We start from the raw sequence: 12,499 nt of genomic DNA on the forward strand, positions 1-12,499 counted from the left end.
CTGCAGCTTCGTCGTGATCTTCGGGTGCGGCTTCTTTCGATAGGCTTTCATGAACAGGGTTGATCAGGTCTCACGCGGCAGCCAGGTGCTTACCGAGTACGAAGCCCTTATTGCGGCATCGCCTACGACGCTCGATGCCATTCCGGGCGCGGTCTATATTTGTGCGGCCGATGGTATGCTCGTGCGCTTCAACCGGGAGGCCGTGGAGCTTTGGGGCAGGGAGCCCATCTGCGATGATCCGGACGAGCGGTTCTGCGGTGCCTGCCGGCTCTACTATCGCGATGGTCGTGCGCTTCCCAAGCATGAGACCCCAATGGCCCATGCTCTGTTTACGGGCGAGCCTACCCGGAATGCTGAAGTGGTGATAGAGAGGCCTGATGGCTCCCGCATTACCGCTCTGGTGAACATCCGTGCGTTGAAGAATTTCGACGGCGAGATTGAGGGTGCGATCAACTGCTTCCAGGACATTTCGGCCCGCAAGGCTCTGGAAGACGAGGTTGAACGCGGTCGCAAGGACCTGGAGGACTTCTTCGAGAACAGTGCCATCGCCCTGCACATTGTTGGCGCCGACGGGACAATTTTGCGGGCCAATAAGGCGGAGCTCGATTTGCTCGGCTACTCGGCCGAGGAGTATCTGGGGCGTCATATTGCCGAGTTTCACGATGATGCACCCACCATCGCGGATATTCTGCAGTGCTTGGGCCGCGGGGAAAAGCTTGTCCGCTATCCAGCGCGCCTCCGCGCGAAGGACGGCTCGATCAAACATGTTCTCATCACGTCTAACAGTCGCTTCCAGGACGGAAAATTCGCAAACACCCGATGCTTCACCACCGACGTGACGGGACTGTACGAGGCGGAGCGCGCGCGCCGCGAAAGCGAGGAACGCCTCGCCGCCACATACAACGCGGCAACCGTGGGCATTGCGGAAACCGACGAAGACGGAAGCTTTGTCCGCGTCAACGACACCCTCTGTAAGATCACGGGCTATTCCGAAGCTGAGCTGCTTTCACGCCGCTTCCGCGATGTATCCCATCCGGAGGATGTGGAGCAGGATATAAGCCTATATGCCCGGCAGGTGGCTGGTGAACTGGACAATTACTCCATACAGAAGCGTTATCTCCGCCGCGATGGCAGCGAGATACACGTGGACGTGTTTTCATCCTCGGTACGCGATAGCGAAGGGCGTTTCCGCTATGGCGTGCGAGTCGTTCAGGACGTCACCGAGCGTCGTCTGGCGAACGAGCGGCTGAGGGAGAGCGAGCGACACACCCGGGAGCTGCTCGAGGCGCTGCCGGCGGCGGTCTATACGACCGATGCCGAAGGGCGAGTGACCTTCTTCAACCAGGCTGCCATCGATCTATCGGGGCGCGTGCCCGAACTGGGCAGTGATAAGTGGTGCGTCACCTGGCGACTCTACTCGCCGGATGGTACACCCATGCCCCATGAGGAATGCCCGATGGCCATGGCCTTGAAAGAGGGAAGGGCGATCAGGGGTATGGAGGCGATTGCAGAACGGCCCGACGGAACCCGCTTGCCGTTCATCCCGTACCCGACACCCCTCCATGGGGCGGATGGTCGTGTGGTGGGCGCGATCAACATGCTGGTTGATATCAGTGAGCGCAAGGCGGCTGAGATGCGCCAGAAGGTGCTGATCGATGAGCTAAACCATCGGGTGAAGAACACGCTGGCGACAGTCCAGGCCCTGGTCAGGCAGACGGCTCGGCATGCCTTGAGCACCGAGGCCTTCGTGGACACGTTCGAAGCACGCATCATGGCTCTTGCTCGCACCCATGACCTGCTGACGCGGCGGCATTGGGAAGGCGCCAATCTGGCGGATTTGCTGCAGGAGGTGCTTGCCCCCTACGCGGGCGCATCGGATCGCTTGAAGATCGATGGACCGCTCGTCAATTTGAGCCCGCGCATGGCGGTGGCCATGACAATGGCACTCAATGAGCTTGCCACCAACACGGCCAAATACGGGGCGCTCTCCGCTCAATCCGGCATACTCGACATAAAATGGGAGGTCGAGCCAGCTGATCAGCCCGACTGCGCAGCCCTGGTCCTGGAATGGATCGAAACCGGCGGTCCCGTCGTTTCACCACCCAAGCGCCGTGGCTTCGGCACCCGGCTCATGGAACGGTGTATCGAGACAGATCTCGACGGCAGGCTTGCGCTGACTTTCGATCCCGCTGGCGTACGCTGCCACCTGACGGTGCCACTGGATGCGGGCTCCCATATGGGCACGAATGACTGAGCTTGCGGGAAAGCGCGTATTTCTGGTCGAGGACGAGGGCAGCGTGGCTTTGCTCATCGAAGCCATGCTGGAGGACCTGGGCTGCATCGTTGTTGCCTCCGCCGCCCATCTCAGCAAAGCCCAGCGTCTTGCCGGCGAAATCGCAGCCGATCTCGCCGTGCTCGATGTCAATATCGGCGGCCAGCTGGTCTTCCCGGTTTGCGACATTCTCGCCGAACGTGGCATTCCGTTTATCTTCAGCAGCGGCTATGGCGCCGACGGGCTGCGGCCGAACCTCCGTACGTGGCCGGTTCTCAAGAAGCCTTTCACCGATGCCGATCTGCACGCCGCCCTGGCCGCTGCCCTCAGCAGGGATTGAGCATCAGACTTCCCGTCGTCGTCTCTCACCAATCTTGCTCAGTCGGTCATCGAGATGAGCCTCCATCAGGCTCTGCGGAGCCGCACCGAACAGGCGGATACGTCTCGTATGGGCGAGCAGCAACAGCCCGACCGCATGGGCGAAGATGTCGGCGGTGAGCATATTCGCCTCGGTCACCGATGTCCCAAGCGCCTCCGCCGCCTCCGTGATCGGGCTAAGCGCCGCGGTGAGCGCGGCATTCAGCACCTCGTCATAGTCGGGGCCGAGCCCCGCCGGCCGCATTCCCCCGTGAAACAGGTAAAAGCCAAGATCGAGATCGCGCGGCCTCGCGAAATAGAAGGAAAAGAAACCCATCGCTGCGGCGCGCAGCTGCTCTTGTGGGGCCGCAAGTCCCGACGCCGCCTGACGGATGGCGTCACCCAGAGCGCTTAGCGAGATCAGCAGCAATTCCGCATAGATCGCCTCCTTGGAGGGAAAGTGGAAGTAAAGAGCTGCCGGTGTGTAGCCCGCCCGCGCAGCGATCGCCCTGAGACTTGCGCCCTCCAGCCCCTCCGCCTCGAAAATTTCCCGTGCGGCCGCGAGAATGAGCTCCCTTTTGTGCTCGCTCACCAGTCGCCGCCGTCCCTGCCTGCGCTGTTCCAACTGACCCCCGCCCCAACCATTTCGCTCGCCCCGGACTGGGCTTGACGCGAATTCTAACAGCGTTCAAATTTATGAACAACACTGAGGAGGATTGCCCGATGCTGATGACGGCGAGTGATTATCGCGAATCCCTGCGTGCCTATGCACCGCGAGTCTTCGTGAACGGTCGGGCGGTCGAGAGCGTGGCCGACGAGCCGCTGCTTGCGCCGGGCATCAACGCCGTCGGCATCACCTATGATCTTGCCCATCAGTCCGACCACGAGCTGCTGATGACCGCACGCCAGGGCACATCGGACAAGACCGTCAATCGTATGGTCCATATCGATGAGACCTCGACCGACCTTCTTTACAAGCTCGAAGCGGTGCGCCTCGTCTGCAAGCTCTCGGGCTGTGCCCAGCGCTATCTCAGCCATGATGCCCTGAATGCCATTTTCCAGGCGACGAAGCGCACGGATGACGCGCACGGCACGGATTATCATCAGCGTTTCCTGGCCTATCTTCACGACATTCAGGACCGCGACCTAACCCTGGGAGTTGCCATGACCGACGCCAAGGGCGATCGCTCCAAGCGTCCTGGCGCGCAGGCCAACCCGGACGTCTATGTTCACATCACCGAACGCCGGCCGGATGGGATCATCATTCGTGGCACCAAGGCGATCGTGACCGGCGCGCCCTACATGCACGAATTCCTGGTCATGCCCTGTCGCACCCACACGAAGGAGGACGCACCCTTCGCCCTATGCTGCGCTGTGCCGGTGGATGCGCCGGGCGTGACCATTATCGCGCGACCAGCCGGCCGCCCAGGCGAAGCTGCCGCCAAATTCTCCGCGAAATATGGCCAGTCGACCGGCGTGGTGGTCTTCGAGGATGTCTTCGTGCCGCATGAGCGCGTTTTCCTCGCTGGCGAATATGAGAAAGGCGGCTTCCTCACCACGTCCTATGCCACCCATCACCGCCATTCCTGCATCGGTGCGCGCGCTGGATTTGGCGATCTACTGATGGGGGCAGGGGCCTTGATGGTCGAGGCCAACGGCCTTGACCCCGACCGCCATGGCCATATCCGTGAGGCCATGGTCGAGCTGATCACCATCACCGAGAGCTTCTTTGCTTGCGGGGTGGCGGCCTCGGTCTATTGCGCGAAGGATCCCGCGGGCTCGGTAATGCCCGACCCCGTTTTTTCCAACATTGGCAAGCTTTTGCTGGCCACCAAGATCTATGACATGCACCGGATCGCCCATTACGTCTCGGGTGGATTGATCGTGGCGCTCCCCGGACCCGATGAGGACCACAACCCCGAGACCAGGGCCTCCCTTTCGGCAGTCTTGGCAGGCAGGCCCGACATTCCCGCTGAAAGCCGCCTCGAGGTGTCACGGCTGATCGAGGATCTGACCGCCTCTTATCAAGGCGGCTGGTATTCGGTGATTTCCCTCCATGGTGGCGGCTCGCCCGAGGCCATGAAGCGCGAGATCTGGCGCAACTATCCCATCATGGAAAAGGCCGAGCTGGTGGAAAGCCTGCTCGACCGTGGCCTGCTGAACGAGAACCAGCGCGTGAGCAAGCAGCCGGGGCGCTGCTGTGTCACCGGCTGCGAGGTGCCTGCCATCGAGACCACCTCTGCAGGCGCCAAGGCCTTCCCACCGGCAGCGGAGTAAGCGAAGGCGGGTGCTTCAGAGCCCCGCCTGTGGCCTCAAGCTGGTGCCGTCGGAAAAGCGCGAGAAGCGGAAGGGTGTGGGATCAACGATGGGCGTCTTGCCCGCCGCCAGATCAGCCGTCAGCCGCCCTGCGCCCGGCCCGATGCCGAAGCCATGGCCTGAATAGCCGGTCGAGATGATGAGCCCCGGCAGGCTCTCGACCTCCGAAATGACCGGCACGAGATCCGGGGTTGCATCAATCATGCCGCCCCATGAACCAGCCGTTGCAACGCCTTTGAACGCAGGAAATGCCTCTTCGAGATTGGCGCGTGCCCGCCTGAGGTCATCCTGCGAAGGCGGGGGATCAAGCGTGCGCACCCGCTCGAAAGGAGACGTCTCATCCGGGGTCCAGCGCTTGGTCAGCCGCCATTCCTCGAAGAACGGACGGCCGATATTGAGCGAAATGCCGGCCCATTCCATCCTGAGCACCGGCAGGAACTCTCGCAGATACCGGAAGCTGTCCGGCACCACATCCGCGATCACGCTGCCATGCGACACCGTATAACCGCCATCGAGGCGCTTTCGAATGGAAAGACCAGGGCCCCAGGCTGCTGTGCTTGGCCCCTGATCCGTGGGCGCGGTACGCATCACCGAGGCGAGCACCTTGAGCTGGGGCAGGCGCAGGCCGAGCGTTCGGCATATGAGGCTCGACCAGACCCCGCCGGCAATCACCACGCGATCGCTGGCAATGCGCCCCTGCTCGGTGATCACCCCGGCCACCCGCCCGCCGGCTGTATCGATGGCCCGCGCTGCGCAATTGGTCATGATTATGGCGCCCAGCGCGCGCGCCTTGCGGGCAATGGCCGGCACCGCCATGCTCGGCTCGGCAACCCCATCGCCCGGCGTATAGAGCGCCCCGGTCCAGGTGCGCGCTGATCCCGCGAGCACCTCGTTCACTTCGCGCCCGCGCAGAAGACGGGAATCCACCCCATGCTCGCGCGCATAGGGCAGCCAGGCCTCCCGTTTGGCGAGCGCCTTCTCGTCGGGGCAAATATAAAGGGTGCCGGTCTGCCGAAATCCGGTTTCAGCGCCGATCCGCTCATTCATGCCGCGCCACAGCTTGATGCTCTCGAGCATCAACGGCAACTCTCGGGGATCCCGGCCCATCGTCCGACACCAGCCCCAATTGCGGCTGGATTGCTCCCCGGCGATCACGCCCTTTTCGCAAAGTACGGTATGAATGCCCTGTTCCGCGAGAAACAGGGCTGTGGTGACCCCGGCAATGCCGCCGCCCACCACCACCACATCCGCGCGGGCGGGCAGCGGATGATCCGAGCCGACGCTGTCGACATCGACGGGCATCTCAGACCACCTCGAGCGCGACGTCGCCACCACCGATCAGCATCTCGACCCCATTCTCGGTGAGCGCATAGGTGCCTCCCTGAATGATGCCGAGCTGCTCGTCCACCAGTTGCAGATAGGCATGCAGCACAAAGACCATGCCGACTTCCATGATCTGGTTTGAGCCGCGGCTGATCTGGAGCGGCTCGAGCCAGATTGGCGGATAGGCAACGCCGATGCCATAGCCGAACCGCATGACGGCCGCATCTCCGAGACCGGCAGCCCGTACGGGTTCGAGCGAAGCCTCCTCGATATCGGTGACATTGGCGCCTGGGTGGATGGCCTTGATGCCGGCGGCCAGCGACTGCCGCCCCACCTCATAGACCTCGCGCGCCCGCTTGCTCGGCTCGCCTGCCGCCATGGTATGGATGGCGGTCGCATGATAGCGCGCAGCAACACCGGCGAATTCGAAGTGAACCAGATCGCCCCGTTCGATGATGCGATCGCGCGGCGTGCCATGTCCGCCGGCGGAACGCTCACCACCCGCAAGCTCGGTCGGAATGGACCAGTAATCGCTGCCCGCGCGGCGCATCGCATTCTCGATTTCCGCCGCCAAAGCGATCTCCGAAATGCCCGGCTTCAGAGCTTGCCGCGCCGCATCGAGCCCCGCTTGGGCGTAAGTGGCGGCCTTGCGCAGATACGCCATTTCCGCCGGCGATTTGATGAGCCTTGGCATGCCCATGAGCACCGTGGCATCGACGATCTCCGCCGGCTCGAGTGCCCGCGCGAGTGCAAGCCCGAAAGCATGCGGCACCGCATAGGACTGCGTTTCGATCGCAACCTTGCCCCCGCGCAATCCCTTCTCCCGGGCAATGCCTGCGAATATGCCCGGAATATCATCGAACATCAGCCGATAGCTGCGGATATCCTTCACCCACGAGCTTTCATAGGCAAGCGACAGATCGGTATCCCTGAGGATGATGGTCGGCTCGCCCTCGTCTGCTGAAAAGATCAGCGCCTGTGGGCTGTTGACGCTCACCCAGGAGTCATAGCCGCCATAGTAGAAGAGAGATTCCGGCGCCATGCTGATGCAGTGATCGATGCCTTGCTCTTTCAGCAGACGGCGCGCCTGCTGAAGGCGTGCTCTGTGCTCTTCCTCGCTGAATGCTGCGAATTTTCCCCTCATGACCCGTTCCTCTCTAGCGCGTTAGGTTTCGTTGAAAATCATGATCCGTTCGGGATCGATGCCGATATCGACCTCGTCCCCTTCATTGACCCCATCGGGCTCGCCCCGTCCCTCGGCCCGCACACTCATGCCCGAAGGGAGCTCATAATCGATCCGATGCCAGCTCCCGCCAAAGATGACCGTCCTGACGCGGGCATTGATGACATTGATGCTCGCCTGCCGCTCATTCTGCCTTGGGCGCAGGATCACATGTTCCGGCCGGACTGCCCAGGTGACGGCCGTGCCCGGCAGCCAATGCGGGTTGTGCGCAGTGAGCGTGCCCATGGCGCTGTCGATCACCGTGTGCTGGGCGTCGCTGCAGCGGATTGTGCCGGCGAAGGCATTGAGCTCGCCCACGAAGCGCGCGACCATGAGATCGACCGGCTGGCGATAGAGCAGGGCCGGCGGTGCCATCTGCCTGATCGTGCCATTATGCATGATCGCGACCTGGGTCGACATGGTGAATGCCTCCTCCTGGTCATGCGTGACATAGATCATGGTGATGCCACTGCGCCGTTGCAGATTGCGCAGCTCGACCGCCAACTGTTGCCGAAGCTGTCGGTCGAGGGCGCCCAGGGGCTCGTCCAAAAGCAGCATGGCGGGCCGGAACACGATGGCGCGGGCGAGCGCCACCCTCTGCTGCTGGCCACCTGAAAGCTGGCCGGGATAGCGGCCCCCAAGATCCCCGAGCCCGACGAGCTCCAGGACCTCGCGCACCCGGCTTGCGACCTCCCCCTGCCTCACTTTCCGGACCGAAAGTGCGAAGCCGACGTTTTCAGCCACTGTAAGGTGTGGAAACAGCGCGTAATTCTGGAACACGAAGCCGATATCGCGCCGCTCCGGCGGGAAATGGGTGATGTCGCGCTCGCCCAGATAGATCCGGCCATGTTTCGGTGTGATGAGCCCGCCAATGATCCGCAACAGGGTCGTCTTGCCCGAGCCACTGGCGCCGAGCAGGGTGAGAAACTCACCGCTCGCGATTTCGGTGGAGATATCGTTTAGCACGCGCATGCCGCCGAAATCATGCGCCACCCGCTCGATCCTCAGCGAACTGCCCGAGAGGGCCTCGCGAATGTCAACACTCCTGCTCACGGGCGCATTCATCTCCTCACGCTTCAAGCGAAAGCCGCTGCTTGCGGGCTTTCGAGGCAAGGCCGAAGCCGAGCGCCCCGATCAGCACCGCGGCCATCAGCAGCGTCGAAACCGCGGCAACGGTGGGTGTGACCTCGGTCTGGATGTGATTGAAGATGTGGACGGGCAGGGTGGTGCGCCCGGTCGACATGAACAACGCGATCACCGGCTCGTCCCACGAGGTGACGAACGCGAAGATCGCGGCAACCGCAAGGCTGGGCGCGATCAGCCGGGCGGTGACGGCCGAGAACGCGTAGGCCGGCTTTGCCCCCAGCGTGCGCGCTGCCTGTTCGAGCTCCGTGCCGATCGAGCGCAGCGCATTGCTGGCGATCATGACCGTGATTGGCAGCGCAAGCAGCGTATGTCCGATCACATATCCGGTGATCGTCCCCGCAAGCCCGAACCGATTGGCAAAATCGAACAGTCCGACCGCGATGAGAATCACTGGCACGATCAACGGCGCTAGGAACAGGGCCGAGATCAGGGTCTTGCCTGGAACGCGGCCCCGCACCAGCCCGATTGCGGTGAGGAGACCGAGCGCCGTAGCGGCGATCGAGGTTAGAGCCGCGATCTGAAAGCTGAGCCAGGCCGATTGCAGCCAGTCCCGGTCGTTGAAGAACTGCCCATACCAGCGGGTGGAAAACCCTGATGGAGGAAAGCGGAGATAGGTCGTCGGCGTGAATGAGACGAACACGACCACCAGCAGCGGGATCAACAGAAACAGAAAGCAGGCGATCGCGAACAGAAGTCCGATGATCACCGGCCAGGTGAAGCGAAGACCCTCATTCCGCGATACGCCCTTCTGGCTGCCGATCCCGATGATCGCCAGATCGTTGCTCGCAAACAGCCGATTGGCGCCGAAGAACAGGATGAGCGTCAGAGCCAGCAGCACCGTGCCCATGGCGCTGGCCGCACCCCAACGGGCGATGTTCACCTGCTGCTGGATATAGGTGGCAACCGTCAGGTCCGATCCGCCGCCCAGAATGGCGGGCGTGAGGAAGAAGCCGAGGCTGATCACGAAGATCATGACCGTGCCCACGAACACGCCGGGCTTGCTGAGCGGCAGAAACACCCGGCGCAGCGCCTGGGCCATGGTGGCGCCCAATGTTCGCGCCGCATTCAGGAGCTCGTTGTCGATCGACAGCATGCTCGCATAGAGGATCGCGATCATATAGGGCAGGAGATAGTAGACCATGCCGATGACCGTGGCCGTGGTCGTGTACATCACCCCGAAAGGCGGCAGGATCTGCGTGAACGCATAGAGGCGGACCAGAATCGACGTCCAGAACGGGAAGAGCGCGAGCACCAGGAGCCTGCCGCCCCATTTGCCCGAGAGCCGTGACAGGAAGAAGCACACGGGATAGGCGATCAGCACCGTGACCACGGTGGCGACGGCCGCAACCACGAAGGTGTTCTTGAGAATGATCTGGTAAGCGGGGTCGTGAAGCAGCCCCACATAATTCGTGAGGCTGAACCGCGGCTCCGCATAGGACAGCCGGCCGTCCGGATCGAAGCTCCGCAACACCACGCCGGCCAGTGGCAAGATGAAGGTGATGGCCAGGAAGGCAAGTCCCGGCAGCACCAGCAACAGGCTCTTGTTGGAAGGATGGCGCATGGGCAGGCGGAAACTCACGAGGCGCAAAATCGCCTTTTCGGGCATCTGGCTTGCACGTGGAGGAAGAGTTGGGGGCCCTCCTGGCCCCAGGACACCAGCGCTATTCCGGAATGGTGCCGCTCACCACCCAGCTGTTGAACTTCGGGAGCAGGCTTTCGATGTTGTCGGTGTAATATTCGTCATTCTCGCGAATGGCGGTGGCCATGTTTTCCCCACCGAGCACCCACATCTTGATATCGTCGGGGATCGGCACCTGTTCTTTCATCGGCATCATCACATAGGCGGTTTGCGCGACGAACTTCTCTTGTGCCGCCCTGTTTTCGACCATCATTTTGAGGAAGGCCTGGGCTGCCTTCTCGTTTTTCACACCCTTGGGGATACTGACCGGCGTGTAATCCCATACCGCATGCCCCCACGCGATGGCGAAGGGACCGCCATCGGCGCGGATGGCTTCGGAAATCGGACCGTTCCACACCAGCGCCAGGTCACAGGCGCCGGAGGTGAGCTGCTGAATGGCTTGTGAGCCGCTGCTCCACCAGACGATATCATCCCGGATCTTGTTGAGCGATCCGAAGGCCCGCTTCAGATCCAGCGGGTAGAGCTTGTCTGCTTCCACCCCATCGGCAAGCAGAGCCGCCTCCATGGTGCCGCCGAACTGCGGATATTTGTAAAGGCAGCGTTTGCCGGGAAAGCTCTGCGTGTCGAAAATGTCCTCGATTGCCTCGGGATGCTTGGCCGACAGCGGCCATTTATCCGTGTTCCACGCGATCACCGCCGCATAGGGATAGGCATAGATCGCATAATCGTCATATCCGGCCGGATCGAGCTTATCGAGGGGCACGATTTTCGGATCGATCTTGAGCAGGAGATCGGCACGCTTGGCGAGGATCAGGTCGGTCATGGTCGAGAATGACACGATCGTCCACGGCACATTGCCGCTCTGCTGGCTTGCTTGCAGCTTGGCAATGCCGCAGCAGAAGGCATCGAAGATCATGTTGACGCCGGTCTTTTCGGCGAAGTCGGCGCCGACCGTATCCATGATGCCGGCCTTCAGCGTCCCGCTATAGCTGGCGCCATTGAAAACGAAATCCTCGCCCGAATAGCCGCTATAGACATCCTCCTCCGCCCTTGTTCCTGTGACGCTTGGAACCGCAGCCGACATGAACAGGCTGCAGCCTAAGAGCAATGCGCCGGCAAAGGAATTCCATCCTCGTCTGCTCATCATGATCTCCCCCTCGCTCGTGCCGGCGCACTTGTTCTCTGCTGCTCGACACAATTCCGCGGGCCTCCTACCTCACGGCAATCAGGCCTCACGCCAGATCATGTGTGATATTCATCTACCGCGCAAGATGATTGTTGTATCGCATTGCGATATGCGGAAGCCGAAAAATCCGTTTGACAAGCCGGACGGGCTCGTGGCGTGAATGCGCCAACAATCCAAGGGCGATGATGCTGGAAAAGACCGACAGAGAAGAGCTGCTGGAGGGGGAGGGCAAGGACGCATCCTCCAGGCTGTTCAACAATTCGCTCGCGAAGGCGTTCTCGCTTCTCGAAGCCTTCGGCCGCGACCGCCGCGCCATGAACTTGCCCGAGATGGCCATGGCGGCCGGCATAACCAAGAGCGCAGCCCAGCGCCTGGCCCATACGCTCGTATCCCTCGGTTATCTCCGCAAGGATCTCTATTCCCGCAAATATACCCTGACTGCCCGCGTGGTTGAGCTGGGTATGCGCTATACGACCACCAGCCCGCTGATCGAGAGTGCCAATCCCTATCTGCTCGATCTCAGCATCAAATGTGGGGAGACGGTGAACCTGTCAGTGCCCGACGGCACCGATATGGTGTTTGTGGTGAGTTTCCCGGGCCATAAGCAGATCTCGGTGCAGCTGCCGGTGGGTGGCCGTTATCCCATCTATTGCACCGCCGCCGGCCGCGCCTATCTCTCCGGCCTGCCGAAAGAGCAGGCGGACCTGCTTCTCCGCAGATATGAAACACATAGCTACACCCCGGCGACCATCACCGATCCCGATGAGTTGATCGAACGGGTGGATGAGGCCCGCAATGCCGGCTTCGCCTATGTGAACAGCGAATATTTTCGCGGCGACATCAATATCGCCGCACCTATCCTGGGCGTCGAAGGTGTGGCAGTGGCGGCGGTCGGCGTTTCTGTGCCCCTGACGCGCTGGTCATTTCCAGAGGCCTACGAGCGGCTGGCACCGCTGGTGACCGAACTCGCTCAGACAGTTTCCTCTCTGTTCGCGCCCAAGCGGCCCACGGGTCTCTAGCGTATTTTCTATTGGAGGG

The 12,499-nt window shown here is 61.9% G+C and carries 10 protein-coding genes; 4 read left to right on the forward strand and 6 right to left on the reverse strand.

Going from position 1 to position 12,499, the window contains the following annotated elements; all coding sequences use genetic code 11:
• The first annotated feature begins 49 nt into the window (after window positions 1-49).
• Entirely contained in the window at window positions 50-2,254 is a 2,205-nt protein-coding gene (locus tag RCF49_RS19890) for a PAS domain S-box protein (RefSeq protein WP_342641525.1), read from the forward strand.
• Window positions 2,247-2,612, forward strand: a complete 366-nt coding sequence (locus RCF49_RS19895) for a response regulator (RefSeq protein ID WP_342641526.1) — start codon at window positions 2,247-2,249, stop codon at window positions 2,610-2,612. Before RCF49_RS19890 ends, RCF49_RS19895 begins: the two co-directional genes overlap by 8 nt.
• A gap of 3 nt (window positions 2,613-2,615) precedes the next feature.
• Here RCF49_RS19895 and RCF49_RS19900 read toward each other — a convergent pair whose 3' ends face one another.
• A complete protein-coding gene (locus RCF49_RS19900) occupies window positions 2,616-3,221 on the reverse strand; it encodes a TetR/AcrR family transcriptional regulator (protein WP_342641527.1) in 606 nt (201 codons plus the stop codon).
• Between the two features lie 137 nt (window positions 3,222-3,358).
• Between RCF49_RS19900 and RCF49_RS19905 the strand changes: the two genes are divergently transcribed.
• Window positions 3,359-4,906, forward strand: coding sequence for a 4-hydroxyphenylacetate 3-hydroxylase family protein (locus RCF49_RS19905; protein ID WP_342641528.1), 1,548 nt, complete (start codon window positions 3,359-3,361; stop codon window positions 4,904-4,906).
• 15 nt (window positions 4,907-4,921) lie between these two features.
• Here the strand turns inward: RCF49_RS19905 and RCF49_RS19910 are convergent, their stop codons facing one another.
• From RCF49_RS19910 to RCF49_RS19930, 5 genes are read right to left on the reverse strand one after another with little or no spacing between them, the layout of a single operon-like run.
• Window positions 4,922-6,247: an NAD(P)/FAD-dependent oxidoreductase gene (locus RCF49_RS19910; protein ID WP_342641529.1), complete on the reverse strand. Its 1,326-nt coding sequence runs from the start codon at window positions 6,245-6,247 to the stop codon at window positions 4,922-4,924.
• Between the two features lies 1 nt (window position 6,248).
• Complete coding sequence (locus RCF49_RS19915) at window positions 6,249-7,412, reverse strand: M24 family metallopeptidase (RefSeq protein ID WP_342641530.1); 1,164 nt, start codon at window positions 7,410-7,412, stop codon at window positions 6,249-6,251.
• 21 nt (window positions 7,413-7,433) lie between these two features.
• Entirely contained in the window at window positions 7,434-8,543 is a 1,110-nt protein-coding gene (locus RCF49_RS19920) for an ABC transporter ATP-binding protein (RefSeq protein ID WP_342641531.1), read from the reverse strand.
• Between the two features lie 16 nt (window positions 8,544-8,559).
• Complete coding sequence (locus tag RCF49_RS19925; protein WP_342641532.1) at window positions 8,560-10,242, reverse strand: ABC transporter permease subunit; 1,683 nt, start codon at window positions 10,240-10,242, stop codon at window positions 8,560-8,562.
• 55 nt (window positions 10,243-10,297) lie between these two features.
• Window positions 10,298-11,422, reverse strand: coding sequence for an extracellular solute-binding protein (locus RCF49_RS19930; protein ID WP_342641533.1), 1,125 nt, complete (start codon window positions 11,420-11,422; stop codon window positions 10,298-10,300).
• A 221-nt stretch (window positions 11,423-11,643) separates the two neighbouring features.
• Here RCF49_RS19930 and RCF49_RS19935 point away from each other — a divergent pair, with 221 nt between their 5' ends.
• Entirely contained in the window at window positions 11,644-12,480 is an 837-nt protein-coding gene (locus RCF49_RS19935; RefSeq protein ID WP_342641534.1) for an IclR family transcriptional regulator, read from the forward strand.
• Window positions 12,481-12,499 lie beyond the last annotated feature (19 nt).

It is taken from the genome of Rhodoligotrophos sp. CJ14, assembly GCF_038811545.1.
GTDB classification, from domain to species: Bacteria; Pseudomonadota; Alphaproteobacteria; order Rhizobiales; family Im1; genus Rhodoligotrophos; species Rhodoligotrophos ferricapiens.